General features: G+C 67.8%; 25 protein-coding genes. 12 read left to right on the top strand and 13 right to left on the bottom strand.

Annotation, left to right across the window (positions count from 1 at the left end):
- Complete coding sequence (locus ACM2ZB_RS13380) at positions 1-876, top strand: cytochrome c oxidase subunit 3 (protein ID WP_313147851.1); 876 nt, start codon at positions 1-3, stop codon at positions 874-876.
- 20 nt (positions 877-896) lie between these two features.
- Here the strand turns inward: ACM2ZB_RS13380 and ACM2ZB_RS13375 are convergent, their stop codons facing one another.
- Complete coding sequence (locus tag ACM2ZB_RS13375) at positions 897-1,115, bottom strand: twin transmembrane helix small protein (protein ID WP_049468560.1); 219 nt, start codon at positions 1,113-1,115, stop codon at positions 897-899.
- Positions 1,116-1,172: 57 nt separating this feature from the next.
- Between ACM2ZB_RS13375 and ACM2ZB_RS13370 the strand changes: the two genes are divergently transcribed.
- The 5 genes from ACM2ZB_RS13370 (at position 1,173) to ACM2ZB_RS13350 (ending at position 5,553) form a co-directional block, all read left to right on the top strand.
- Positions 1,173-1,889, top strand: a complete 717-nt coding sequence (locus ACM2ZB_RS13370) for an SURF1 family protein (RefSeq protein WP_416055806.1) — start codon at positions 1,173-1,175, stop codon at positions 1,887-1,889.
- A gap of 59 nt (positions 1,890-1,948) precedes the next feature.
- On the top strand, positions 1,949-2,518 hold the full coding sequence (locus ACM2ZB_RS13365; protein WP_416055805.1) for a hypothetical protein: 570 nt from the start codon (positions 1,949-1,951) through the stop codon (positions 2,516-2,518).
- Positions 2,519-2,528: 10 nt separating this feature from the next.
- Entirely contained in the window at positions 2,529-3,692 is a 1,164-nt protein-coding gene (locus tag ACM2ZB_RS13360) for a COX15/CtaA family protein (protein WP_416055804.1), read from the top strand.
- 4 nt (positions 3,693-3,696) lie between these two features.
- Complete coding sequence (gene cyoE / locus ACM2ZB_RS13355; RefSeq protein ID WP_295518699.1) at positions 3,697-4,590, top strand: heme o synthase; 894 nt, start codon at positions 3,697-3,699, stop codon at positions 4,588-4,590.
- A gap of 156 nt (positions 4,591-4,746) precedes the next feature.
- The gene (locus ACM2ZB_RS13350) at positions 4,747-5,553 is read left to right on the top strand and encodes a calcium-binding protein (RefSeq protein ID WP_416055803.1); all 807 of its coding nucleotides are present in this window, start codon (positions 4,747-4,749) and stop codon (positions 5,551-5,553) included.
- Positions 5,554-5,697: 144 nt separating this feature from the next.
- Here ACM2ZB_RS13350 and ACM2ZB_RS13345 read toward each other — a convergent pair whose 3' ends face one another.
- The 6 genes from ACM2ZB_RS13345 to rpsU all read right to left on the bottom strand — a co-directional run bounded on the left by ACM2ZB_RS13345 (position 5,698) and on the right by rpsU (position 10,841).
- On the bottom strand, positions 5,698-6,669 hold the full coding sequence (locus ACM2ZB_RS13345; protein WP_416055802.1) for a bile acid:sodium symporter family protein: 972 nt from the start codon (positions 6,667-6,669) through the stop codon (positions 5,698-5,700).
- Positions 6,670-6,696: 27 nt separating this feature from the next.
- On the bottom strand, positions 6,697-7,197 hold the full coding sequence (locus ACM2ZB_RS13340) for a fused DSP-PTPase phosphatase/NAD kinase-like protein (protein WP_416055801.1): 501 nt from the start codon (positions 7,195-7,197) through the stop codon (positions 6,697-6,699).
- Positions 7,198-7,223: 26 nt separating this feature from the next.
- Entirely contained in the window at positions 7,224-8,966 is a 1,743-nt protein-coding gene (gene dnaG, locus ACM2ZB_RS13335; protein ID WP_416055800.1) for a DNA primase, read from the bottom strand.
- Positions 8,967-9,027: 61 nt separating this feature from the next.
- On the bottom strand, positions 9,028-9,948 hold the full coding sequence (locus ACM2ZB_RS13330; protein ID WP_416055799.1) for a YihY/virulence factor BrkB family protein: 921 nt from the start codon (positions 9,946-9,948) through the stop codon (positions 9,028-9,030).
- A gap of 103 nt (positions 9,949-10,051) precedes the next feature.
- Positions 10,052-10,495, bottom strand: coding sequence for a GatB/YqeY domain-containing protein (locus tag ACM2ZB_RS13325; RefSeq protein WP_416055798.1), 444 nt, complete (start codon positions 10,493-10,495; stop codon positions 10,052-10,054).
- A 130-nt stretch (positions 10,496-10,625) separates the two neighbouring features.
- Entirely contained in the window at positions 10,626-10,841 is a 216-nt protein-coding gene (gene rpsU, locus ACM2ZB_RS13320) for a 30S ribosomal protein S21 (protein ID WP_002808376.1), read from the bottom strand.
- Positions 10,842-11,006: 165 nt separating this feature from the next.
- Between rpsU and tsaD the strand changes: the two genes are divergently transcribed.
- Positions 11,007-12,032 carry a tRNA (adenosine(37)-N6)-threonylcarbamoyltransferase complex transferase subunit TsaD gene (gene tsaD, locus ACM2ZB_RS13315; protein ID WP_416055797.1) on the top strand — a complete coding sequence of 342 codons (1,026 nt, stop codon included), beginning with the start codon at positions 11,007-11,009 and terminating at the stop codon, positions 12,030-12,032.
- A gap of 33 nt (positions 12,033-12,065) precedes the next feature.
- Here the strand turns inward: tsaD and ACM2ZB_RS13310 are convergent, their stop codons facing one another.
- Complete coding sequence (locus ACM2ZB_RS13310) at positions 12,066-12,719, bottom strand: hypothetical protein (protein WP_416055796.1); 654 nt, start codon at positions 12,717-12,719, stop codon at positions 12,066-12,068.
- Positions 12,720-13,229: 510 nt separating this feature from the next.
- On the opposite strand from ACM2ZB_RS13310, the gene folB reads away from it, so the two are divergent.
- The 4 genes from folB (at position 13,230) to ACM2ZB_RS13290 (ending at position 17,976) form a co-directional block, all read left to right on the top strand.
- Complete coding sequence (folB, locus tag ACM2ZB_RS13305) at positions 13,230-13,583, top strand: dihydroneopterin aldolase (protein ID WP_108751949.1); 354 nt, start codon at positions 13,230-13,232, stop codon at positions 13,581-13,583.
- Between the two features lie 57 nt (positions 13,584-13,640).
- Positions 13,641-14,912, top strand: a complete 1,272-nt coding sequence (locus ACM2ZB_RS13300) for a mechanosensitive ion channel family protein (RefSeq protein WP_416055795.1) — start codon at positions 13,641-13,643, stop codon at positions 14,910-14,912.
- A gap of 139 nt (positions 14,913-15,051) precedes the next feature.
- Positions 15,052-17,226 carry a glycoside hydrolase family 3 N-terminal domain-containing protein gene (locus tag ACM2ZB_RS13295; RefSeq protein ID WP_416055794.1) on the top strand — a complete coding sequence of 725 codons (2,175 nt, stop codon included), beginning with the start codon at positions 15,052-15,054 and terminating at the stop codon, positions 17,224-17,226.
- A 156-nt stretch (positions 17,227-17,382) separates the two neighbouring features.
- A complete protein-coding gene (locus ACM2ZB_RS13290) occupies positions 17,383-17,976 on the top strand; it encodes a hypothetical protein (RefSeq protein WP_416055793.1) in 594 nt (197 codons plus the stop codon).
- Between the two features lie 72 nt (positions 17,977-18,048).
- Here the strand turns inward: ACM2ZB_RS13290 and ACM2ZB_RS13285 are convergent, their stop codons facing one another.
- Positions 18,049-19,236, bottom strand: a complete 1,188-nt coding sequence (locus ACM2ZB_RS13285) for a PQQ-dependent sugar dehydrogenase (protein ID WP_416055792.1) — start codon at positions 19,234-19,236, stop codon at positions 18,049-18,051.
- A 169-nt stretch (positions 19,237-19,405) separates the two neighbouring features.
- Here ACM2ZB_RS13285 and yiaA point away from each other — a divergent pair, with 169 nt between their 5' ends.
- Entirely contained in the window at positions 19,406-19,858 is a 453-nt protein-coding gene (gene yiaA, locus ACM2ZB_RS13280) for an inner membrane protein YiaA (protein ID WP_313443044.1), read from the top strand.
- Positions 19,859-20,213: 355 nt separating this feature from the next.
- Here the strand turns inward: yiaA and ACM2ZB_RS13275 are convergent, their stop codons facing one another.
- The 4 genes from ACM2ZB_RS13275 to ACM2ZB_RS13260 all read right to left on the bottom strand — a co-directional run bounded on the left by ACM2ZB_RS13275 (position 20,214) and on the right by ACM2ZB_RS13260 (position 23,557).
- Positions 20,214-20,561: a hypothetical protein gene (locus tag ACM2ZB_RS13275; protein ID WP_313443045.1), complete on the bottom strand. Its 348-nt coding sequence runs from the start codon at positions 20,559-20,561 to the stop codon at positions 20,214-20,216.
- Between the two features lie 75 nt (positions 20,562-20,636).
- Positions 20,637-21,935 carry an APC family permease gene (locus ACM2ZB_RS13270; RefSeq protein ID WP_416055791.1) on the bottom strand — a complete coding sequence of 433 codons (1,299 nt, stop codon included), beginning with the start codon at positions 21,933-21,935 and terminating at the stop codon, positions 20,637-20,639.
- Complete coding sequence (locus ACM2ZB_RS13265) at positions 21,932-22,693, bottom strand: L,D-transpeptidase family protein (protein WP_416055790.1); 762 nt, start codon at positions 22,691-22,693, stop codon at positions 21,932-21,934. Before ACM2ZB_RS13265 ends, ACM2ZB_RS13270 begins: the two co-directional genes overlap by 4 nt.
- A 15-nt stretch (positions 22,694-22,708) precedes the next feature.
- Positions 22,709-23,557: a MurR/RpiR family transcriptional regulator gene (locus ACM2ZB_RS13260; RefSeq protein ID WP_416055789.1), complete on the bottom strand. Its 849-nt coding sequence runs from the start codon at positions 23,555-23,557 to the stop codon at positions 22,709-22,711.
- Between the last annotated feature and the right edge of the window lie 17 nt (positions 23,558-23,574).

The raw sequence follows: 23,574 nt of genomic DNA, 5'->3' as shown, positions 1-23,574 counted from the left end.
ATGGCCCAGACCCCGACCGACGCCAACGTGTACTTCGTCCCGGCCCAGAGCAAATGGCCCTTCGTGGGGTCCATCGCGATGATGGTGACCATGGTCGGCGTGGCCAGCTGGCTCAACGATGCCAGCTGGGGGCGCTGGACCTTCTACATCGGCATCGCGATGCTGGTGCTGACCCTGTTCTGGTGGTTCAGCGACGTGGTGCGCGAATCGCAGGCCGGCCACTACAACCGCCAGGTCGACGGCTCGTTCCGGATGGGCATGGTCTGGTTCATCTTCTCCGAAGTGATGTTCTTCGGGGCCTTCTTCGGCGCACTGTTCTACACCCGCAACCTGGGCCTGTCCTGGCTCAGCGGCGAAGGCCGCGGGGTGATGACCAACGAACTGCTGTGGCAGGGCTACTCGGCGGGCTGGCCGACCAACGGGCCGGCGGCCATCGGTGGCGCCTTCCAGACCATTCCGGCCTGGGGCCTGCCGCTGATCAACACGCTGATCCTGCTGACCTCGGGCGTGACCCTCACCATCGCCCACCACGCGCTGAAGGCCGGCAACCGCCGCCAGCTGCTGGTCTGGCTGGGCGCGACGGTGCTGCTCGGCCTGGGCTTCCTCACCCTGCAGGCGGAGGAGTACATCCACGCCTACAAGGAACTGAACCTGACCCTCGGTTCGGGCATCTACGGTTCGACGTTCTTCATGCTGACCGGCTTCCACGGCGCGCACGTGCTGCTGGGCACGATCATGCTGATCGTGATGTGGCTGCGTTCGGCCAAGGGCCATTTCACCCGCGACAACCACTTCGCGTTCGAAGCCGCCGCGTGGTACTGGCACTTCGTCGACGTGGTGTGGCTGATGCTCTTCATGTTCGTCTACGTGCTTTGACCGCGCCGGTGGCGGCGGCCTCAGCCGCCGATGCCGTGCGGTTTGATCCAGCCCATGTAGATGCACACGATCACCAGTACGATCAGGGCCACCGACACCCCGATGCGGCGTGTCAGTGCGTTGACCGTGCGCTTGGTCTGGCCGCGGTCGACCAGCAGGTAATACAGGCCGGCGCCCAGATTCCAGACGATGACGATCAGAAACGCGATTACCAGCAGGGTCTTCAGCGAATCACTCATGCACGGCTCGTGGGCAGGGTGGATGTGCCTATCTGACCGCGTTTGCGCGGACTTGTCATGATGCGCCAGCACACGCGCGTGATCGGCTGGGCCATGGCCGTGCTGGCCATGGCCGGATTCACCGCGTCGGGCTTCTGGCAGCTGCAGCGCATGCACGCCAAGCAGGCGATGCTGGATGCGCAGGGGCCGGCCGTGGCGCAGGCATTGCCGCTGGCGCAGGCCCTGGCCGCGCCGGGTGACCTGCATGGCGTGGCCGACCATGGCCGCTTCCTTCCCGGGGTGGTGCTGCTGGACAACCAGATGCGGCACGGCCGCGCCGGGGTGAAGGTCTACCGGCCCTTCCGCAGTGACCACGGCAGCGTGCTGCTGGTCGACCTGGGCTGGCGCGCGCTGCCGGCCGACCGCAGCTTGCCCGACGTGCCATCGCCGCCTTCGCCGGTGGCCGTGCGCGGCCTGCTGGCACCGCCGCCGGCGCCCGGGCTGGCATTGGGCCCGGCGTTTTCCAGCACCGGCCACGCGGGGCGCTGGCTGGCCAGCCGCCTGCCCGCCGATGGCCTGGCCCGCGCGCTGGGCCTGGCCGCGCTGCCCGACCGGGTGTTGCGGCTGGACCCGGCGCTGCCGATCGGCGACGAGCGCGATCTGGACCTGCTGCCCAACACCCTGCCGCCGCAGCGCCACCTGGGGTATGCCGTGCAGTGGTTCGGCCTGGCCCTGACCGTACTGGTGGTGGCACTGGTGCTGGAATGGCGCAGGAGGCGGCCCGTTGCCCGGTAGTGCCGGCCGCTGGCCGGCATCACCGGCATCCCTTACCCAACCATGAGAAAATGCCCCGCATGAACACTGCTACGTCCCCGCAGGCGCGCGGTTCCGGCCGCCGGACCCTGGTGCTGCTGTTCGCCGTGTTCTTCGGGGCGATGGCGCTGGCCGCCGTGCTGCGCTTCACCGGCTGGCAGCCCACCGGGCACCGCAATGCCGGCCAGCTGCTGCAGCCGCCGGTGGACCTGCGCCAGCAGCCACCGACCCTGGCCAACGGCCAGGCCTACCCGTGGAACCCCGAAGCACGCACCTGGCGCCTGCTGGTGGCCCCGGCCGGCGCCTGCGACGCGCAGTGCGTCACTTTGTCGCAGGGCCTGGGCAAGGTGTGGCAGCTGTTCGGCCATAACGCCGATAATGTCGAGATCCTGTGGCTGGGTACGCCACCGGCGTCGATCGCCTCGCTGCCCGCGCTGCGGCCGCTGGCCCCGTCGCCAGCCCTGCGCGCGGCCTTGCCGGGCGTCGATGATCCGGCAGGAACGCCGGTCTACGTGATCGATCCGAACGGCTTCGTGATCATGCGCCATGCCCCCGGCAGCGACCTGGGTGGCCTGCGCAAGGACATGGCCACGTTGCTGAAACTGAAGTGAGTCCCGTTTGATGAGCCTTTCCGCGCGCCCGGCGCTGCATCGCAACTTCCACCGCCTGGCGTGGTTCGCCATGATCATGACCGCCAGTACGATCATGTTCGGCGCCTTCGTCCGCCTGTCCGATGCTGGCCTGAGCTGCCCGGACTGGCCGACCTGCTATGGCCAGGCCACCTGGCCGCAGCATGTGGAAGAAACCATCGGCCACCCTGCGGCCGACATCCGCCCGCTGGAAACCCACAAGGCCTGGCGCGAACAGGTGCACCGCTTCCTGGCCGGCGCGCTGGGCATCGAGATCCTCACCCTGGCCCTGCTGGCCACCCGCAAGCGTCGCTTCGGCAGCGCGGCGGTGGTGACCGCCTGCGTACTGGTGGCCGCCGGCATACCGCTGTACATGATGGGCTGGCATGGCACCGCCAGCGCACTGGCCCTGATCGGCGAGGCGATCTTGCTGATCGCCGCGCTGCGCTGGAGCAACATCGATCTGGCGCGTGCCGCCCTGCTGACCCTGGCAGTGGTGATCTTCCAGGCCCTGCTGGGCATGTGGACGGTCACCCTGCTGCTGAAACCCATCGTGGTGATGGGCCACCTGCTGGGCGGCATGCTGATGTTCGCGCTGCTGGTGTGGATGGCCTGGCGTGCCACGCACATGCCGATCACCCTGGCCGAGGCACCGAAGCTGAAGTGGCTGCTGCGCATTGGCGTGGCGGTGCTGGTCACCCAGATCGCCCTTGGCGGCTGGGTCAGCGCCAACTACGCGGCGCTGGCCTGCGGTGGCGGCAGCGCCTCGCTGGACAACTTCCCGCGCTGCGCCAACCAGTGGTGGCCGCAGCACAACTTCGCCGAGGGCTTCACCCTGTGGCGCGGCATCGGCGTGGATTACGAAGGCGGCGTGCTGGACGGTGCCTCGCGCATCGCCATCCAGATGGTGCACCGCCTGTTCGCGATCGTGGTCGCCGCCTACCTGCTGTGGCTGGGCCTGCGTCTGTTCCGCCTGCCCAGCATGCGTGGCTGGGCCAGCGCGCTGGTGGCGCTGCTGGTGCTGCAGGTCACCCTGGGCATCCTCAACGTGAAGCTGGCCCTGCCGCTGGAAGTGGCCGTGGCCCACAACGGCGTGGCGGTGGCTTTGTTGTTCGTACTGGTCAGCCTGCTGGCCCGCCTGCGTGCCCCGGACTGATTCCATGTTTTCCAATTACCGCCAGTACTGGGACCTGACCAAGCCCAAGGTCGTGGCCCTGATCGTCTTCACCGCCCTGGTCGGCATGGTCCTGGCCATTCCGGGCGTGCCCAGCTGGGAACAGGTGCGCGCCGGCGCGCTCGGCTTCCTCGGCATCTGGCTGGCCGCTTCGGCCGCCGCCGCCATCAACCAGCTGCTGGATGCGCACATCGACGCGCAGATGGCGCGCACCTCGTGGCGCCCGCTGGTGGTGGGCAAGGTCAAGCCGTGGCAGGTGCTGGTGTTTGCCGGCGTGCTGATCGTGCTGTCGATGGCGATCCTGCTGCTGTGGGTGAACTGGATCACCGCGGTGCTGACCTTCGCCTCGCTGATCGGCTACGCGGTGATCTACACCGTGTACCTGAAGCGTGCGACTTCGCAGAACATCGTCATCGGCGGCCTGGCGGGCGCGATGCCGCCGATGCTCGGCTGGGCGGCGATCACCGGCATGCAGGGTTCGTCGGACTGGGCGTATTCGTCGCTGCTGGTGCTGATCATCTTCATCTGGACCCCGCCGCACTTCTGGGCGCTGGCGATCTTCCGCCGCGAGGACTACGCCAAGGCGAAGATCCCGATGCTGCCGGTCACCCATGGCGTGGTGCACACGCGCAAGCAGATCATGGTGTATTCGGTGGTGCTGGCGCTGGTGTGCGTGGTGCCGTACCTGGTGGGCATGAGCGGGCCGTTCTACCTGGGCGGGGCCATCGTGCTCAATGCCGTGTTCCTCTGGTACGCCTGGCGCATGCTGAACCCGCCGGACGAGCTGTTCTCGATGAAGATGTTCCACTACTCCATCGTGTACCTGATGGCGCTGTTCGCCTTCCTGCTGGTGGACCACTGGATCCTGCCCTGGTTGTGATGGGTTGACGCATCCACGCATGGCGTGGATCTACTGTAGAGCCGAGCCCATGCTCGGCTGATCGCCGGAACATCCACGCATGGCGTGGATCTACTTGAACCGCGGTTGCGGCGTCGCCATAGCTGTTCCTGACCCCAAGGAAAGGAAGGAGCAGGGATGCATTTGATCTTCCGCTGGACCATCGCGCTGCTGCTGGCGCTGGGCATCGCCGTGAGCGCGCATGCCGACGACACCGCCGCGCAGATCCGCCAGCACGCCGGCGACCACCGCCTGCTGGTACTGGGCGAATTCCACGGCACCCGCGAGACCCCATTGCTGGTGCGCCAGCTGGTGGACGACTACAGCCGCAACGGGCCGGCCCTGCTGGCGCTGGAGCTGCCGCGTGCCGAGAACCCCACGCTGCGCGATTACCTGGCTTCCGATGGCGGGGCCGCGGCACGCCAGCGCCTGCACGGCCGCACGTTCTGGACCGTGCGCGATGACCAGCACGATGGGCGTCGCAGCCGCGACATGCTGGCGATGATCGAAGACCTGCGCGCGCTGAAAGCACAGGGCCGCGCGATCGAGGTGGTTGGCTACGACGTCAATCACAGTGACGGCGGCAGCCAGGCCCGCGATGACCGCATGGCCGCCGAACTACGGCGCTTGTACCGGCGCCTGCCCGAGGGCGCACGCATGGTCGTGCTGACCGGCAATGTCCACGCCATGCTGCAGCGCCCCGCCGATGCTCCGCCGGAAATGCAGACCCAGCCGATGGCATCGGCGCTGCGCGACCTGGATATCTACAGCGTGCGGATGGAAGCGTTGCGTGGCCACTTCTGGGGATGCATGGACCGCTGCAAGGCGCTGGCCCTGCTCGAACGCCCCGCGCGTGCGCCGGAGGTCAACACCCATGCCGGCCGCGAGTACGACCTGTGGGTATGGATGCCGCAGCTGAGCGTTGGAACGCTGGTGGACCCGTAGCGGCAGGCACCCCATCCACGCATGGCGTGGATCTACTGCAGATTCACGCCATCCCCGGTTTGGTTGATCCACGCCACGCGTGGATGGCGCCAGTAGATCCACGCCACGCGTGGATGATCTGCCCGCAAAAACCCGCGCGCCCAATCAGGGCGCGCGCTTCGCATACCGCTGCGCGATCACGCCGCAGACGATCAGCTGGATCTGGTGGTAGATCATCACCGGCAGCACGATGGCGCCCAAGCTGCCACCGGCGAACAGCACCTTGGCGATCGGCACGCCGGTGGCCAGGCTCTTCTTCGAGCCGCAGAACACGATCGCGATCTCGTCTTCGCGGTTGAAGTGCAGGCGGCGGGCCAGGAAGGTGATGAGCGGCATCGCGATGCCCAGCAGCACGGCGGCCACCACGGCCACCGCGAACAGTGACAGCACGGGCGTCTTGCTCCACAGCCCTTCGGTCACCGCTTCGCCGAAGGCCGAATACACCACCAGCAGGATGGTGGCCTGGTCGGTGTAGCGCAGCAGCGCGCGCTGCTTTTCCACCCAGCCGGCGATCCACGGCCGCAGCAGGTGGCCGGCCACGAACGGCACCAGCAGCTGCAGCATGATGCCGCCGATGGCATGCAGCGGGTCGTGCACGCCGCCGGAGGTGCCGGCCAGCGCGGTCAGCAGCAGGGGCGTGAGGAACACGCCGAGGATGCTCGACAGCGACGCGCTGCACACCGCCGCCGGTACGTTGCCGCGCGCCATCGACGTGAACGCGATGGACGACTGCACGGTGGAGGGCAGGGTGCACAGGAACAGCACGCCCAGGTACAGCTCCGGCGTCAGCAGCCAGCCCGACAGCGGCTTGAACAGCAGGCCCAGCAGCGGGAACAGGATGAAGGTGCAGGCGAGGATGGTCAGGTGCAGCCGCCAGTGCAGCATGCCGCCGATGATCGATTCGCGCGGCAGGCGCGCGCCATGCAGGAAGAACAGCGCGGCGATGGCGACGGTGGTGACATCGTCCAGCACGATGGCGGCGGCGCCCTTCATCGGCAGCAGCGAGGCCAGGCCGACGGTGCACAGCAGGGCGAGGGTGAAGTTGTCCGGTCGCAGGCGCGACCACCAGCGGGTCATGGTGGGCAGGCTCCTCGTTACAGGGGTTCAGGGATGGGAGGTGGGTGCGGCCAGACGTTGCCGGGTGGCCGCTTCCAGTGAGGTCAGGCCAGCGCGCTGGCCCAGCTGCAGGGCCTGTTCGGTGCTGGCCTGCTCGTAACGCGCATTGACCAGACTGAGCACGGCGCCGGCGCGGTTGCCCGAGGCGCAGTGCAGCAGCACGGGCCCCTGGCTCTGCTGCAGGGCCTGGTGCACGGCGCGCACGTTGGCCGTATCCAGGCCATCGGCGCCCGCTACCGGAATGCGTATGTAGCGCAGGCCCAGGGCTTCGGCCTGGGCGGTTTCGTCGAAGCCGCGGTCTTCATCGGGCTGGCGCAGGTCGATGACGGTGCGCACGCCCTGCGCGGCCAGTTCCCGCAGCTGGGCCGCACTGGGCTGGCCGCCTGCATACAGGCCGGGGCGGACTTCGTTCAGCGGGGTATCGGCGGCCCGGGTGGGCAGGGCCGCGCAGAGCGACAACAACAGCAGGCAGGTCAGGCGCAGCAGCATGGTCTCTCCGTGGGTGGGCCCCGCCGCTACAGGCGCAGGGTGGCGCGGGCCTTCAGCAGCTCGCGCAGTTCGTACTTGTCAGTATCGTCCAGGCCCTGCTGGCGCTGCTTTGCCAACAGCTCGTCCAGACGTTGCACCAGCAGTTGTTTCTCCAGCTGGGCCACGGCGTCGTGCAGTTCCTGGGTCCACATCGCTTCGTCGCCGGGCATGGTCTGCGCGGCCAGCGTGTGCAGCGAGGCCTGCTCTTCGCGGCCGTCGAAATGTTCCAGCAGGGCGCCGGTGCTGATGTCCGGGCGCTGTTCGACCAGGCCCAGCAGTTCCAGCAGCAGTTCCACGCCGGGCAGGCGCAGGCCCTGGAAGTGGTGCTTGCCACCCAGGCTCATCGCCAGCGAGGGCTGCTGCAGCAGCACGGCGATGGCACCACGCACCAGGCTGCGCTTGGCGATGGGCTGGATCTGCCGCGCCGGCGCGCGCTGCGGCATCGGCGCGCGCGCTGCGGCGGCGTTGCCAGTGCCCAGGCCGGTCAGCTGCGCCAGCTGCTGCTTCATCAGGTCGCCGAAGGCGCCGTCGGGAATCTGCGCCAGCATCGGCTTGGCCCGCTCGGCCAGGCGGGCCTTGCCGTCCAGCGTGCCCAGGTTGATCTCGCGGGTGAGCTCATCGAAGAAGAACTGCGACAGCGGCGTGGCCTGCTTCAATCGTTCGTTGAAGACCTCGGCGCCTTCCTTGCGCACGATGGTGTCCGGGTCCTCGCCATCGGGCAGGAACAGGAAGAACGCCTGGCGGCCATCCTTCATGCGCGGCAGCACCGATTCCAGCGCCTTCCAGCCGGCACGGCGGCCGGCGGCGTCACCGTCGAAGCAGAAGAACACGTCCGGCGCGTTGCGGAACAGCAGCTCGGCATGGTCCGGCGTGGTGGCCGTGCCCAGCGTGGCCACCGCCTGGGTGACCCCGAACTGGAACAGCGAGACCACGTCCATGTAGCCCTCGACCACGATCAGCCGCTCGATCTTCTGGTTGGCCTGGCGCACCTGCCACAGGCCGTACAGTTCGCGGCCCTTGTGGAACAGCGCGGTTTCCGGCGAGTTGAGGTACTTGGGGCCGTCGTCCTTTTCGAACACGCGGCCGCCGAAGGCGATGACACGCCCACGGCGGTCGAAGATCGGGAACATCACCCGGTCGCGGAACTTGTCGTAGACGTGGCCACGGTCGTTCTTGGAAAACAGGCCGGCGCGGTCGAGCAGCTTCATGCGCCGCTCGTCCTTGCCCAGCGCATCGCGCAGGCCGCTGTAGCCATCGGGCGCATAGCCGATCTGGAAGCGCGCGCGGTTTTCCTCGTCCACGCCGCGGCCGTCCAGATAGCTGCGGGCCTTTTCGCTGCCCTCCAGGTTCTTCTGGAAGAACTTGGTGGCCGCATCCAGCGCCGAGTACAGCTCGCGGCTGTCGTCCTGCTGCTGGGCGTTGCGCGGGTTCTCGCTGCGCGGCACTTCCATGCCGGCGCGCTTGGCCAGTTCGTCCACCGCGTCGAGGAACTCGAGGCGGTCGTAGTTCATCAGGAAGCTGATGGCGGTGCCGTGCGCGCCGCAGCCGAAGCAGTGATAGAACTGCTTGGTGGGCGAGACGGTGAACGAAGCCGAGCGTTCGTCATGGAATGGGCAGCGCGCCGCGTATTCCTTGCCCTGGCGCTTCAGCGGCACGCGGCTGCCCACCACCTCGACGATGTCGGAGCGGGCCAGCAGGTCGTCGATGAAAGCGTCGGGGATACGGGCCATGGGCAACAGGGCAGGGGCGCGGCCGGTGGCCACGCGAGGCGGAACGATCAGTCCGCCTAGTTTACTCCCTGGCGGGGACCGGACCGGCCTCTGCCGGGTCGATCCCTGCCGCAGCCAGGTGGTTGCGCGCGCGCAGGCGCTCGTCGATCACCGCGGTCATCAGCGCGCCGACGAAGAACACCACGGTGGCGTAGTAGATCCAGACCAGCGAAATGACCAGCGCGCCCATCGAACCGTAGGCACTGCCGGGGGCCACGGTGGCGATGTAGACGCCAATGCCATAGCGGCCCAGCGCGAACAGCGCCGAGGTGATGACACCGCCGATGAAGGCCTGGCGCCACGCCACGCGGCGGTCCGGCAGGTAGTGGTACATGAAGGCGAAGCCGACGGCGTACAGCAGCAGGCTGGTCAGGTAGCCGATGGCGGGCAGGATGGAGGGCAGCTGCGCGAAGGCCACCTGCAGCATGGTGGTGGCGGTCATCGACAGGATCAGCAGGAAGCCCAGCGCCAGCACCACGCCGAAGGAGAACACGCGCTTGCGCAGCCAGGCCTTGATGCCTTCCAGGCGTTCGCCACTGGTGCGGAAGATCAGGTTCAGTGCGTTCTGCAGCTGGGCGAACACGGCGGTGGCGCCGATGAACAGCAGCAGGGTGCTCCACAGCCCGGCCAGCGAACCAACGTCGGGCTGGTTGTCGGCATTCTTCAGCACGGTTTCGGCCACGGTGGCCGCGCTGCTGCCGGCGGCGGCGCTGATCTGTTCGACCAGGGCCTGCTGCGCGGGCGGGTACAGCGATGCGGTCAGCCACAGCAGCAGCACCAGCAGCGGTGCCATCGACAGCAGGGCGTAGAAAGAGACCGAGGCGGCCTGGGTGAGCACGTCGATTTCGACGAAGCGCTTGCCGACGGCCATCGGGAAGCTGTCCTGCAGACGCTGGACGTATTTGCGCAGATTCACGGGGACGGAGGACACAGGTTCAACCATGTCCGTGTTGTAGCAGCCCGGGGTCGAAGGCGCGGTGAAGCATCGCGGCGATGGGGTCAGAGCCCTTTCGCGTGGCGAAAGGGATCCGACCCCGGCTGCTGGTTTACGACAGCTGCTGCTTGACCAGCTTGGACACCAGGCCCATGTCGGCCTGGCCAGCCAGCTTCGGCTTCAGCGCGCTCATCAGCTTGCCCATGTCAGCCGCGCCGGTGGCACCGGTCTCGGCAATGGCAGCCTGGATGGCGGCCACGATCTCGGCTTCGCCCATCTTGGCCGGCAGGTAGGCTTCGATCACCACGATCTCGGCGCGCTCGATCTCGGCCAGGTCTTCACGGCTGGCGGCCACGAACTGGGTGACCGAGTCCTTGCGCTGCTTGACCATCTTGTCCAGCACGGCGATCACTGCGGTGTCGTCCAGCTCGACGCGCTCGTCCACTTCCTTCTGCTTGATGGCGGCGTTGATCAGGCGGATCACGCCCAGCTTGTGCTTCTCGCCCGCCTTCATGGCGGCCTTCATATCATCGGTGAGCTGCTGCTTCATGCTCATGGGACACCTCGTAAGTGGGTGGGGCAGGGCGGATGCCAGGCCCGGAAACGCAAAAAGCCGGCGACGCTTGCGCGTGCCGGCTTCGGCTCCATCGCGACAGGCAGGCCCGTCGCAATGAAGATGCGTCCGATCAGTACAGGCGCTGACGCTTGGTGACGTCGCGCGACGAGCGGCGCAGCTGACGCTTCACAGCAGCGGCGGCCTTGCGCTTGCGCTCCTGGGTCGGCTTTTCGTAGAACTCGCGCTTGCGGGTTTCGGCCAGCACACCGGCCTTTTCGCAAGTGCGCTTGAAGCGGCGAAGAGCAAACTCGAAGGGCTCGTTCTCGCGGACTTTGACGCTGGGCATGGAATCTCCGGGACACAGTAGAACCGGGTCACGCCCGGCGAGCCGCACATTATAGCGGCGAATCAACAAACTGCAAGCGTCCAACCCTGAATGCGGGCCGGGGGTTCGAATGCAGAGAGATCTGCACGTCCCCGAGGGGGCGGCAGGGGCGTCATAATAGCAGGCATGCGAGTCCTTGGCATCGAATCTTCCTGTGATGAGACCGGCGTGGCGGTGTATGACACCGACCTGGCCGGCAGCGCGGCCCTGCGCGCCCATGCGGTCTACAGCCAGATCGCCCTGCACGCCGAGTACGGCGGTGTGGTGCCCGAGCTGGCCAGCCGCGACCACGTCCGCAAGCTGCTGCCGCTGGTGCGCCAGACCCTGGCCGAGGCCGGTCTGGGCGTTGGCGACATCGACGGGGTGGCCTATACGGCCGGCCCTGGCCTGGTCGGCGCCCTGCTGGTCGGCGCGGGCGTGGCCCGGTCGCTGGCCTGGGCGCTGGAGGTGCCGGCGGTAGGCGTACACCATATGGAAGGCCACCTGCTGGCCCCGTTGATGGAAGACGACCCGCCGGAAGCCCCGTTCGTGGCCCTGCTGGTATCCGGCGGCCACACCCAGCTGGTGGCGGTGGACGCCATCGGCCAGTACCGCCTGCTGGGCGAGACCCTGGACGATGCGGCGGGCGAGGCCTTCGACAAGACCGCCAAGCTGATGGGCCTGCCTTACCCGGGCGGCCCGCAGCTGGCCAAGCTGGCCGAGCAGGGCACGCCGGGCGCCTACCGCTTCGCGCGGCCGATGACCGACCGCCCGGGCCTGGATTTCAGCTTCTCCGGCCTGAAGACCCAGGTCCTGATGGCCTGGCGCGACAGCGACCAGAGCGAACAGACCCGCGCCGACATCGCCCGTGGCTTTGAGGATGCGGTGGTGGAGACCCTGTCCATCAAGTGCGAACGCGCGCTGGAAGCGGCGGGCACCAACGTGATCGTGGTGGCGGGCGGCGTCGGCGCGAACAAGCGCCTGCGTGCGCGCCTGCAGCAGATGGCCGAACGCCTGGGCGGCCGCGCCTGCTTCCCGCGGCCGGCGCTGTGCACGGACAACGGCGCCATGATCGCCTTCGCTGGCGCGTTGCGCCTGCAGGCCGGCCAGCACAACCCGCCGAAGGTGGAAGTCACCCCGCGCTGGGACATGGCGACCCTGCCGGCGGTCTGAACCGGTAGCGCCGGGCCGCGCCCGGCGGATGCATCATGGGCGTGCACCCAGCGGCGACGCAGCCAATACCGTCGTCGCCCGCTCATGGCGCTGCAGCCACCCCAGGGTATGCGGGCAGCGCGCATGGATCAGCCGGCCGATCGCGGCCAGGTCGGCACCGATGTCGCGTTCCAGGATGGGTTCGTGGTGGGCGATGCGGTTGCGCAGGTGGCGGATGCGGTCGAGGTCGGCATGGATGGACCGACGCAGTACGGACAGCGGCGCCGAGGGAGCGTGTGGCAGCGCCAGGCTCATGGTCCCGGCCCAGATCGAATGCTCGAACCGTCGAGCGAACAACTGCTGCCAGAATCCGAATCGCAGTTTGGCGATGACCTCCGGTACGTCCGTCGGAGCTCCGGCGCTGCCGCGGACATCGCATAGCGAGGCAAGCGCGCCTTCGGCAGGAAGGCTGCGCACCAGCGCTGGATGCCAGGGCCAGCATCGACCATAACGATGCACCAGCGCCGTAGCGGCTGCATTGCGGATCACAACCTCGCAGATGTGCAACGGTGGCAGGAGAGCAGCACACATCTGCATGTTCCAGGCGTAGAGCGTGGCCGGATCGGCTACGCAACGAGCAGCGATGCGCTCGTAGGTCGACCATCGTTGCCGGGACAGCGCTGCCTGCAGGATCCTGCTTTCCTTCATCAACTCACTCCCAGGGAACGTGGCTTCACCTTGACCTTGGGAACGAGGCAGGAACATCAGAAAACGGCATCATGATCGTCAGTGTTTTTTGTGGATTGGCTCGGTTTTTCACCCGGTCGTCTGCCGTGACGCATTTGCCAATTGACTGGGCTGGGTGGTACTCCTAACATTGCGGCGTGTGCTCCGGGACTCGCGGCTGGATTCCAGCTTCCCCTGGGGACGTTGAGAGGTACCAAAGGGCCCCGCTAGCAGGGCCCTTTGTTTTTCTGAGGCGCCGGCATAGTCGTAATCGCCTCTTGATCAGCAGGCCTGACCTGCTTCAATTTCAAATACTGCGCCACCGGGACTCGCGGCTGTTCAACAGCTCCCCCCGGGGACAAACGGTAGTACCAAAGGGCCCTGCTAGCGGGGCCCTTTGTTTTTCCCGCCGCACCCACGCCACCGCCCGTTCCGGGCAGGCTCACCGCCGTGCCGTTACCATGGCCGCCTGTTTTCCGGCTGGTAACCGCAATGGACAAGGTTTTCATCGAAGGGCTGACGATCGACGCCCTGATCGGCATCTACGACTGGGAACGGCGGATCCGGCAGGACCTGGTGTTCGACCTGGAAATGGGCTTCGACAACCGCCGTCCGGCGGCGTCGGACGACATCGCCCACACCCTGAACTACAAGGCGGTGAGCAAGCGCCTGGAACAGTTCGTGCGCGAATCGGAATTCGGCCTGGTCGAGACCCTGGCCGAGCGCTGCGCGCAGATCGTGCTGGACGAGTTCGAGGTGAAGTGGCTGCGCCTGAAGCTGAGCAAGCCCGGTGCGGTGCGCGGCGCACGCGCGGTGGGCGTGATCATCGAGCGCTCGCGCGACTGACCGGTAGTGCCGGCCGCTGGCCGGCAACCCCAACAGCAATAAAGAAGGAGACAACCGATGGTGGATGCGGTGGTGGCGGTACAGTGGCTGGAACAGCTGCAGATGACACTGGAACCCTATCCCGGCGCCTACCTGGCGTTGATGATCACGGCGCTGCTGATCGCCGCCGGCCTGGCCAACTGGGTGACCAAACGCATCCTGGTGCGTGGCCTGCGGCGCCTGCTGCAGCGCCTGCCCGGTGCCGAAGCCGGGCGCGGCAGCCACCTGATGCGGGTCATCTCGCGCCTGTCCAACGTGGTGCCCAGCCAGGTGATCGCCTCAGGCATCGCCCTCATTCCCGATCTGCCGCCGGGCCTGGTCAACGTCATCATCAAGCTGTGCATCGTGTGGGCGGTGCTGACCGTGTCGCTGGCGTTCTCGCATGCGCTGGATGCCGCCAACAGCCTGTACGAACGCAAGCCCGATGCGCGCAACAAGCCGATCAAGGGCTACCTGCAGGTGGTCAAGATCGTGGTGTTCGTGGCGGCCGGCCTGTCCATCGTCGCCACCCTGCTGGGGGTGAAGATCGGCCCGCTGGTGACCGGCCTGGGCGCGGCCACCGCGGTGCTGATGCTGATCTTCCAGGACACCATCCTGTCGCTGGTGGCCAGCGTGCAGATCAGCGGCGATGGCCGCGTGCGGCTGGGCGACTGGATCGAGATGCCCAGCCAGAACGCCGATGGCGACGTCATCGACATCGCCCTGCACACCATCACCGTGCAGAACTTCGACAAGACCATCACCACCATCCCGACCAAGAAGCTGGTGACCGAGTCGTTCAAGAACTGGCGCGGCATGCAGGAGGCCGGTGGCCGCCGCATCAAGCGCGCGCTGTACCTGGACCAGCACAGCGTCGGCTTCCTGGGCGCAGACGAACTGCAGCGCCTGGGCCAGTTCGCGCTGCTGGGCGACTACCTGCGTGAAAAGGAGCAGGAGCTGGGCCAGTGGAACGAGCGGCTGCGCGAACAGGGCGTGGCCGACATCAACAGCCGCCGGGTGACCAACCTGGGCACCTTCCGCGCCTATGTGGAACGCTATCTGCGCAGTCACCCGGGCATCCATACCGATATGACCCTGCTGGTACGGCAGCTGCAGCCGACCACCGAAGGCCTGCCGCTGGAGATCTACTGCTTCACCCGCAGCACCGCCTGGGCGGTCTACGAAGGGGTGCAGTCGGACATCTTCGACCACCTGCTGGCCATCCTGCCGGCCTTCGGATTGCGGGTGTTCCAGGCCTCCAGCGATGCCATGTTGATGGCCGGGGAGCGCCGGTTGGCCGGCTCGGAGTAAGCTGCACCGTCGCGTCCGCCCCCGTATGGACCGTCCAGACTGTGGGCGGGCGCACGAAACTGAACGACAAAACCTCTCGCCAAACGGCCCGGGATCGCTAGAATGCCGGGCTTGTAAACGTTTTCATCAAGGACTGCCGGTGGCCTCCGATCGCATCGAATCCCTCATTGCCCAGATGACCGTCGAGGAAAAGGTCGGCCAGCTGGGTGTCTTCGCGGACATGGTCCGCCCGTTTGCCCCGGACGTGAACCCGGAAGCCAACGTGCGCAACGCCGACCAGGTGCTGCAGCAGGTGCGCGAGGGCAAGGTCGGCTCGCTGTTCAATGGTGTCGGCGCCGAACTGGGCCGCCGCATCCAGCAGGTCGCCACCGAGGAAAGCCGCCTGGGCATCCCGGTCATCCTGGCCGCCGATGTCATCCACGGCATGCGCACCGTGTTCCCGATCCCGCTGGGTGAAGCGGCCAGCTTCGAGCCGGACCTGGCCGAGCGCACCGCCCGCGCCACCGCTGTCGAGGCGACCGCCGCCGGCCTGCACTGGACCTACGCACCGGCCGTGGACATCGCCCGCGACCAGCGCTGGGGCCGTGGTGCCGAAGGCGCCGGTGAGGACGTGGTGCTGGGCTGTGCCTTTGCCGCCGCCCGCGTGCGCGGCTTCCAGGGCAGCGACCTGCGCGCCGCCGATTCGCTGCTGGCCACGCCCAAGCACTTCGCTGCCTATGGCGCGGTGATGGCCGGCATGGAATACAACATGGTGGACATCTCGCCGCAGACCCTGCGCGACGTGCACCTGCCGCCGTTCAAGGCCGCCTTCGACGCCGGCGCGATCACCGTAATGTCCTCCTTCAACGACATCAACGGCGTGCCTGCCAGTGCCAACGCCGAGCTGCTGACCGACATCCTGCGCGGTGAATGGAAGTTCCCGGGCGTGGTGATCTCCGATTACACCGCCGACATGGAACTGGTCGCCCACGGCTATGCCGCCGATGACCGTGACGCCACCGCCAAGGCCTTCACCGCCGGCCTGGACCTGAGCATGCAGAGCGGCTTCTATGCCGAGCACCTGCCGGGTCTGGTGGAAAGCGGCGAAGTGCCGATGGCCGTGCTCGATGAAGGCGTGCGCCGCATCCTGTGGCTGAAGGAAACCATCGGCCTGTTCGACGAACCGTACCGTTCGCTGGACCCGGCGCGCGAAGCCGACACCTCGCACATTGCCGCGCATGACGCACTGTCGCGCGATGCCGCGCGCCGTTCGATCGTGCTGCTGAACAACCGCGACAACGTGCTGCCGCTGCAGAAGACCGGGCAGAAGATCGCCCTGATCGGCCCGTTCGTGCAGGACCGCGAGAACATCGAAGGCTGCTGGACCCTGTTCGGTGACAAGCAGCGCTACGTGGATCTGGAAACCGGCGTGCGCGCCGCCATCGGCGATGATGCGCTGCTGGAGATCGTGCCGGGCTGCGAGCTGGAAGCGGCGATTGCGGGTGGCACCGAAGCGGCCGTGGCTGCTGCGCTGCGTGCCGATGTGGTGGTGCTGGCACTGGGCGAACCGCAGCGTTACAGCGGTGAAGCGCAGTCGCGCGTGGAAATCACCCTGCCGCCGGCACAGCAGGCGCTGGCCGAGGCCGTGGCGATGACCGGCAAGCCGCTGGTGGTGCTGCTGCGCAATGGCCGCGCGCTGGCCCTGCAGGGTGCGGTGCGCAATGCGCATGCCGTGGCCGTCACCTGGTACCTGGGCACGCAGACCGGCCATGCGGTGGCCGATGTGCTGTTCGGCGATTACAGCCCGTCCGGCCGCCTGCCGGTCAGCTTCCCGCAGGTGTCCGGCCAGCAGCCGTACTTCTACAACCACCCGCGCACTGGCCGCCCGGAACTGCCGACCATGTCGGAATTCAAGGCACGCTGGCGCGAGATTCCGAACGAGCCGCTGTACCCGTTCGGTCACGGCATCGGCTACGCCACGTTCGCGTACGGCGTGCCGCAGCTGAGCGCGGCCCAGCTCGGTTGGGACGACACCCTGACCGTGACCACCACGCTGACCAACACCAGCGCCGTGGCCGGCGAGGAAGTGGTGCAGCTGTACATCCACGACCGCGTGGCCAGCCGCGTGCGGCCGGTGCGCGAGCTGAAGGACTTCCGCAAGGTGGCCCTGCAGCCGGGCGAGTCCACCGAGGTGGTGTTCACCCTGACCCGCGAGCAGCTGGCCTTCACCGGCCGCGACGGCGTGCTGCGTGCCGAGCCGGGCCAGTTCGACCTGTGGGTGTGTGCCTCGTCGGCGGCTGGCGAAGCGGTGCAGTTCGAGCTGCTGAAGGCCTGATCGCATCGGCTGGAACCGCCGGTAGAGCATCCACGCATGGCGTGGATCTACTGGCAGTGAGATGCCGGGCCATGCCCGGCGTCCTCACCCATGGCAAACACGCCGGGCGTGGCCCGGCGTTACCATCGGACCCCTTGATCCGATGGAGTCCGCGCCATGCGCAAGATTGCTTTCCTGGTTCCGGCCCTGCTGCTGGCCGCCTGCTCGCAGCCGGCCCCGCCGGCCGAGCCTGCGGCAGATGCGCCGCCGCCGATGACCGGTGCCACCCCGGCCGAAGCCGCGGCCAGCACCACGCCCGATGCCGCTGCCGCACCGCAGGCCGCCGACGCGACCGCAGCCGCTGCAGCAGCGGCGCCAAGTGACGCTTCTGGCACTGCCGAACCCGCTGCAGAAGGCGACGTGCATGCGCGCATCGACGCCGTGCTGGGTGATTCGGCGCAGTACGAAAAGGTCTTCAATGCATTCAAGACCGCCGTGGTGGGCGGTGACCGCGCAGCGGTGGTGGAGGAAGTGCGCTTTCCGCTGAACATCGCCGGCGGCAAGAAGATCACCGGCCCCGGTGAGTTCCAGCGCAACTACGAAAAGATCATCACCCCGGCGGTGGTCAAGGCGATGTCCGAGCAGGAGTTCGGCAAGGTCTTCGTCAACCAGCAGGGCGTGATGATCGGCGATGGCCAGGTCTGGCTGACCGGCGAGTGCCTGGACAAGGCCTGTGCACGTACCGAAGTGAAGGTCGGCACGATCCAGTAAATGCGGACGGCCCCGCGTGATGCGGGGCCGTTCCATCAACGAAATGCCGGGCAGCGGCCGGCACTACCGGGGTCAGGCCTTGGGCGTCAGCTTCAGCAGACGCGCCTTGCTGCCATCTTCCAGCAGCCACAGTGCGCCATCCGGGCCCTGTTCCACTTCGCGGATGCGTTCGCCCATGTTGAAGCGTTCGGCTTCGCGGGCGTTGTCGCCATCGAAGGCCACCCGCACCAGCGAGGTGGAGGACAGGCCGCCGATGAAGGCGCTGCCGTTCCACTGCGGGAACAGGGTGCCGCTGTAGAACATCAGCCCGGCCGGCGAGATCACCGGGTTCCAGGTGACCTTCGGTGCGGCGAATTCCGGACGGGTGTCGTGGTCGGGAATCGGGCGGCCGTCGTAGTGGTCGCCGTTGGACACGATCGGGTAGCCATAGTTGGCGCCACGCTGGATCAGGTTCAGCTCATCGCCACCGGCCGGGCCCATTTCCTGCGCCCACAGCTTGCCGTTGGCATCGAAGGCGATGCCCAGCACGTTGCGGTGGCCCAGCGACCAGACCTGGGCGGCCACGCCGCCCTGCGAGGCGAACGGATTGTCGGCGGGCAGGCTGCCATCGTCGTTCAGGCGGATGATCTTGCCCAGGTTGCCGCTCATGTCCTGCGCGGGATCGAACTTCTGCCGCTCGCTGGAGCTGATCCACAGCTTGCCGTCCGGGCCGAAGGCGAGGCGGTGGCCGTAGTGGCCCTGGCCGCTGACCTTGGGGGTCTGCCGCCAGATCACCTTCAGGTCCTTCAGCGCGCCACTGCCATCGGCGTTCAGGGCGAGGGTGGCACGTGCCACCGCAGCACCCCGGGTGTCCAGCGTGCCTTCCTCGGCGTAGCTGACGTAAACCACGTTGTTGCGGGCGAAATCCGGATGCAGGATGACATCGCCGAAGCCGCCCTGGCCGCCATAGGCCACCTTCGGCACGCCGGTGATTTCATGCTTCTGGCCGCTGGCCAGGTCCAGGTGCTGCAGCTTGCCGCGCTTTTCGGTGACCAGCAGGCTGCCATCGGGCAGGAAGGTCATCGCCCACGGCTGGTCGAAACGGCTGATTTCGGTGGCGGTGAACGGGCGCTGGTCGGCGGCCGTAGCCGTGCTGGCTGCAGCGGCGCTGGCGCCCTTCGGCGCGTCAGGGCCGGCCGCGTTGCAGGCGGTGGTGGCCAGGATCGGCAGCAGGCCGAGGGTGAGCAGCAGGGGGGCACGCTTATGACGGGAAGGGGTCATGGGTATCTCCAGGGTGGGTGGGGATGCGGATGGCCGAGCCCCGTTGTACACCACCGGCCATGCAGGGCGCGTGGTCCAAAGGTCCTGCCGCCCCTGTGCGCCGCGGCGCCGATGGTCTAGGGTGTGGGCGCCCGGGCAAAGCGCGCCCGTTGTCTGCCAAGGAACTGCAATGCAAGCCACCAATACCCCCAAGCCGTCCCCCGCCTTCATCGCCGCCTCGTGGGTGGCATTGCTGTTGGGCGCGGTGGCCTACCTGATCGGCCTGTTCAACGCCGATATGGCCCTGAACGAAAAGGGCTATTACCTGACCCTGCTGCTGTTCGGCCTGTTCGCGGCGGTATCGCTGCAGAAGAGCGTGCGCGACCGCGTGGAAGGCATTCCGGTCAGTGGCCTGTACTACGCACTGTGCTGGTTCGCGCTGCTGTCGGCGCTGTTGCTGCTGCTGGTGGGCCTGTGGAACGCCACCCTGGTGCTGAGCGAAAAGGGCTTCTACGGCATGGCCTTCGCGCTGTCGCTGTTCGGCGCGGTGGCGGTGCAGAAGAACACCCGCGACCTGATCGCCGCCAATGGGGGCGAGCCGCAGCGCAAGGTGGCCATGCCGCCGTTGCCCGAACAGGATTGACGGGCCGTAGTAGCGCCGAGCCCATGCTCGGCTCAGGGGCGCAAGGCCGAAGCAGCCGAGCATAGGCTCGGCTCTACCAGAGCCGGCCGACTTGTCTGTAGAGCCGAGCCCACGCTCGGCTCAGGGCTGCAAGGCAGAAGCAGCCGAGCATAGGCTCGGCTCTACAAGAGCCGGCGGTCTTGTCTGTAGAGCCGATCCCACGCTCGGCTCGGGGGCGCAAGGCAGAAGCAGCCGAGCATGGGCTCGGCTCTACAAGGGCCGGCGGTCTTGTCTGTAGAGCCGAGCCCATGCTCGGCTCAGGCCGCCAGGGTAGAAGCAGCCGAGCATCGGCTCGGCTCTACAAGAGCCGGCCGTGTCAGCCCAGGCGCCCCACGCGTGGGTCCACCGTGTGCGCTTCATCCCAGCCACGGCGCACGGCCGCACGGGCCTGCGCCCATTCCAGCCGGCTGCGGCCGCGTTCACCGGCCCAGCGCGATTCCAGCTCGCGTTCCACATCCTCATAGGCGCGGATCACCTGATCGGCGCGGGTTTCGTTGAAGCGCGCCGCATGGCCCACCTGGTAGGCCGGCTCGTAGTCATCGAACAGCAGACTGGCGTCGTAATAGGGCTCGGCGCTGTAGCGGTCGCGCCAATAGTCGGAAACGGCCTGGCGCGGCGTGCTGTCATCCGGCACGCGGCCGGGAATCTGGTAATCGGGGCTCATCGATCAGGCTCCGTGGTGGACGAAGCCTGATCGTGCCCGTGCAGCGGTTAACCGCCCGGGCCGGTTGCGTGAAGATCAGGTCGCGTCGGCCTTGCGCGGCAGCTTGTAGATCACCGCGCCAATGGCGAAGGCCAGCAGCGCTGCGGCAATGTTCTGCCAGCTGGCACTGGCGAACAGCGCCACGCACAGCACCAGCGCCAGGATGGGAATCAGCGGGCCACCGGGCAGCTTCAGCGCACCGGGGCGGTCGGCGTAGCGCTTGGCCAGCACCAGCACCGCTGCGGCGGTACCGATATAGGCGAACAGGCGCGTGGTCATCGACAGCAACGCCAGCTGCACGAACGACCCGGACAGGGCCAGGCCCAGTGCGATCAGCCCCTGGCAGAAGATCGCCGCCGCCGGCGTGCGGAAGCGCGGGTGCACCTGCGCCAGCACCTTCGGACCGTAGCCATCACGGGCCAGGGCGAACAGGAAGCGCGGCCCCATCATCATCGTGTTGCTGTTGGTGCCGAGGATGGAAATGGTCGCGCCCACGGTCAGGATCAGCGCCAGCGCCTCGCCGCCGAAGCTGGACGCGGCATCGGCCAGCGGCGTGGCCGAACCGGCCAGGCCGGCCAGCGTGCCCTGCGCCACCACCTGCACCGCGCCGTAGATCACGGTGACGGTGATGATCATGGTGATCAGCGCGAACGGGATGTCGCGGCGCGGGTTGCGGTATTCGCCCGCGGCCGCGGGAATGTTCTCGAAGCCGGCGTAGGCGTAGAGCAGCAGCAGCGCCGCTTCGCCCATGCGCTGCAGGTCATGCGGGTCCGGGCGCTGGCCGGAAAACGCCAGCTGCGGGTCGATGTAGAACGCGCCGATGGCCACGAACAGCAGCAACGGCAGCATCTTGCCGATCACCAGCACGATGCCGGTGCGCGCGGCCGAGCGCACGCCGATGACGTTGACTCCGGTCAGGAAGCCCAGCGACAGCACGATCACCGCGATGCGGCCCATGCCGGCGCCCGCCCACGGCCAGAAGCGCGCCACCGCATCGGCCAGCGCATTGCTGAGCGCGGCGGCCGAACTGATGCGGGTCAGCCAGATCATCCAGCCGATCTCGAAGCCGGCGAAGCGGCCGAACGCCTCGCGTGCATACAGGTAGCTGCCACCGGGTTCATCGAAGTAGCTGGCCGCCTGCGCGTAGCACAGCACCAGCAGGGCCACGACGATACCGGCGGCGACCACGCCCCACAGGCTGAACGGGCCGAGCAGGGCGACGGTGGCTGCGGGCAGCAGGTAGATGCCGCTGCCGACCACATCGTTGATCGACAGGCCGACAATCTGCCAGCGGCTGACCGCGCGCTGCAGCTGCGGTTCGTCCTGCGCGCTCAACGGCGTTCTCCGGCCAGCGCGGGCAGTTGCCACGTTGCCTGCAGGCGCAGGTACTCGGCGCGCGGCAGCAGCACGAAGCGCGGCGCGTCCTGCGGCCGCAGCCAGTCCAGCAGGGCCTGCATGCGCGCCTGCGGCATTGCCGTGCAGCCGGCGGTGGCCTCGCCGGGCGTGCGCCACAGGTGGGCGAAGATGCAGCTGCCCTTGCCGGGCTGGTTGTCCGGGTTGTGCGCGATCACGAAGCCTTCCTGGTAGCGCACATCGCCCTTGTCGCGCAGGTCCAGCCGCATCGGTTCGGTGGAACCGGCCACCGCCGCGCTGCCGACCCGCCTGGCATCGACAATGCGGTTGTAGAGCGGCGATGCGGGCACATCCATGCAGTAGCTGCTGTCGAACATCGGCTGGTAGGCCATGGCCGTACCGGGGCGCGTGCCGGCATAACCGAACGCACTGCCCAGCGCGAACACACCGGCCGGGCTGCGGCCATCGCCTTCGCGCTTCTGCGGGCCATCGCCCTGCGCCGGGTGCAGGCCCAGGCCCCAGGCACTGCCGCTGCGGCCCAGTGCCACCGGGAAGGCCTGCCCATGCGCATGCCAGCCGGCCCTGTCGCGCACATAGGCCTGCAGCTGGCCCTGCGTGCTGTCCCAGCCCTCGCTGGTGACCACGATCAACTGGCGGGCGCCATCCAGCGGCGCGGCGTGGGCAGACAGCGCGGCCGCGAGCAGCAGCGCGGCGGTGGCAAGGCGGGCCAGCGGGTTCATCGTCATGCGCTCCGGTCAGGAATCCAGCAGGTGGTCGATGCGTTCCAGGTTCACCGCCAGTTGCCGCTGGCGGTCCGGGTTGGCGTGGCAGAGCAGCACGAACAGGAAATCGAGCAGGGCGTGCATGGCGCTACGGTACAGCAGCTGCGCCACCTGCGGCGTGCGGTCGTGTGCGCACACCGCCAGCGACGCATCGGCATGCGCGCGCAGCGGGTTGGCGGTGTGGCGGGTGATTGACACCACCTTGCCGCCCATGTTCTGGAACTGCCGCGACAACTGTGAAAGCTGCGGCAGGTTGCCGAATTCGGAGAACACCAGCAGCGTGTCGCGCGGGCGAGCGGCAGAAAGGTTGGCCAGCAGCAGCACCGGGTCGGTATGCGGCACGACCAGCAGGCCCAGCAGCGAAAGCCGCATGGCGAACTCGCGGGCGAACAGGCCGTCATCGCCCAGGCCGTAGAGGAACAGCTTCGGCGCCCCGTCCAGCAGCTGCACGATGCGTTCGATCTCCTCACGCGGGTTGGCCTGGCGGGTTTCCTCCTCGGCCTGCGCCTTGCTGCGGCGCAGGGCCTCGCCCAGGCGCAGGTAGTGATCGCCGTTGTCCGGTTCGCTGGGCGCCTGCTGCGGGTCCGCACCGGCGCGGGCCACGTCCTGGCCGATGGAGTACTTCAGGTCCGGATAGCCCTTGAAGCCCAGCTTCTGGCTGAACTTCACCACGCTGGACTGGCTGATGCCCAGCGCGCTGGCCAGCTGCTGCGAAGAGTAGTCGCGCAGCAGGTGGGCGTTGTCGAGGATGAAATCGGCGATGCGGCGTTCGATGGCCGACATCTGCCCGCGCTCGGTGCGGATTTTCAGCAGGGGCGGCATGTGGGGTGTCCGGGGGT

Origin of the sequence: Stenotrophomonas maltophilia, assembly GCF_047782825.1 — a bacterium.
Classification (GTDB): domain Bacteria; phylum Pseudomonadota; class Gammaproteobacteria; order Xanthomonadales; family Xanthomonadaceae; genus Stenotrophomonas.
This window is presented reverse-complemented; position numbering and strand designations above follow the sequence as displayed.

What these genes read in the sequence shown, in the direction of transcription:
- ACM2ZB_RS13300 (WP_416055795.1), top strand. Translation starts at nt 13,641, where the DNA reads ATGGTGGATGCGGTGGTGGCGGTACAGTGGCTGGAACAGCTGCAGATG.
- cyoE (WP_295518699.1), top strand. Translation starts at nt 3,697, where the DNA reads ATGTTTTCCAATTACCGCCAGTACTGGGACCTGACCAAGCCCAAGGTC.
- ACM2ZB_RS13350 (WP_416055803.1), top strand. Translation starts at nt 4,747, where the DNA reads ATGCATTTGATCTTCCGCTGGACCATCGCGCTGCTGCTGGCGCTGGGC.
- ACM2ZB_RS13290 (WP_416055793.1), top strand. Translation starts at nt 17,383, where the DNA reads ATGCGCAAGATTGCTTTCCTGGTTCCGGCCCTGCTGCTGGCCGCCTGC.
- ACM2ZB_RS13275 (WP_313443045.1), bottom strand. Translation starts at nt 20,561, where the DNA reads ATGAGCCCCGATTACCAGATTCCCGGCCGCGTGCCGGATGACAGCACG.
- ACM2ZB_RS13325 (WP_416055798.1), bottom strand. Translation starts at nt 10,495, where the DNA reads ATGAGCATGAAGCAGCAGCTCACCGATGATATGAAGGCCGCCATGAAG.
- yiaA (WP_313443044.1), top strand. Translation starts at nt 19,406, where the DNA reads ATGCAAGCCACCAATACCCCCAAGCCGTCCCCCGCCTTCATCGCCGCC.
- ACM2ZB_RS13265 (WP_416055790.1), bottom strand. Translation starts at nt 22,693, where the DNA reads ATGAACCCGCTGGCCCGCCTTGCCACCGCCGCGCTGCTGCTCGCGGCC.
- rpsU (WP_002808376.1), bottom strand. Translation starts at nt 10,841, where the DNA reads ATGCCCAGCGTCAAAGTCCGCGAGAACGAGCCCTTCGAGTTTGCTCTT.
- tsaD (WP_416055797.1), top strand. Translation starts at nt 11,007, where the DNA reads ATGCGAGTCCTTGGCATCGAATCTTCCTGTGATGAGACCGGCGTGGCG.
- ACM2ZB_RS13345 (WP_416055802.1), bottom strand. Translation starts at nt 6,669, where the DNA reads ATGACCCGCTGGTGGTCGCGCCTGCGACCGGACAACTTCACCCTCGCC.
- ACM2ZB_RS13380 (WP_313147851.1), top strand. Translation starts at nt 1, where the DNA reads ATGGCCCAGACCCCGACCGACGCCAACGTGTACTTCGTCCCGGCCCAG.
- ACM2ZB_RS13375 (WP_049468560.1), bottom strand. Translation starts at nt 1,115, where the DNA reads ATGAGTGATTCGCTGAAGACCCTGCTGGTAATCGCGTTTCTGATCGTC.
- ACM2ZB_RS13285 (WP_416055792.1), bottom strand. Translation starts at nt 19,236, where the DNA reads ATGACCCCTTCCCGTCATAAGCGTGCCCCCCTGCTGCTCACCCTCGGC.
- ACM2ZB_RS13365 (WP_416055805.1), top strand. Translation starts at nt 1,949, where the DNA reads ATGAACACTGCTACGTCCCCGCAGGCGCGCGGTTCCGGCCGCCGGACC.
- ACM2ZB_RS13260 (WP_416055789.1), bottom strand. Translation starts at nt 23,557, where the DNA reads ATGCCGCCCCTGCTGAAAATCCGCACCGAGCGCGGGCAGATGTCGGCC.
- ACM2ZB_RS13330 (WP_416055799.1), bottom strand. Translation starts at nt 9,948, where the DNA reads ATGGTTGAACCTGTGTCCTCCGTCCCCGTGAATCTGCGCAAATACGTC.
- ACM2ZB_RS13310 (WP_416055796.1), bottom strand. Translation starts at nt 12,719, where the DNA reads ATGAAGGAAAGCAGGATCCTGCAGGCAGCGCTGTCCCGGCAACGATGG.
- ACM2ZB_RS13370 (WP_416055806.1), top strand. Translation starts at nt 1,173, where the DNA reads ATGATGCGCCAGCACACGCGCGTGATCGGCTGGGCCATGGCCGTGCTG.
- ACM2ZB_RS13340 (WP_416055801.1), bottom strand. Translation starts at nt 7,197, where the DNA reads ATGCTGCTGCGCCTGACCTGCCTGCTGTTGTTGTCGCTCTGCGCGGCC.
- folB (WP_108751949.1), top strand. Translation starts at nt 13,230, where the DNA reads ATGGACAAGGTTTTCATCGAAGGGCTGACGATCGACGCCCTGATCGGC.
- ACM2ZB_RS13360 (WP_416055804.1), top strand. Translation starts at nt 2,529, where the DNA reads ATGAGCCTTTCCGCGCGCCCGGCGCTGCATCGCAACTTCCACCGCCTG.
- dnaG (WP_416055800.1), bottom strand. Translation starts at nt 8,966, where the DNA reads ATGGCCCGTATCCCCGACGCTTTCATCGACGACCTGCTGGCCCGCTCC.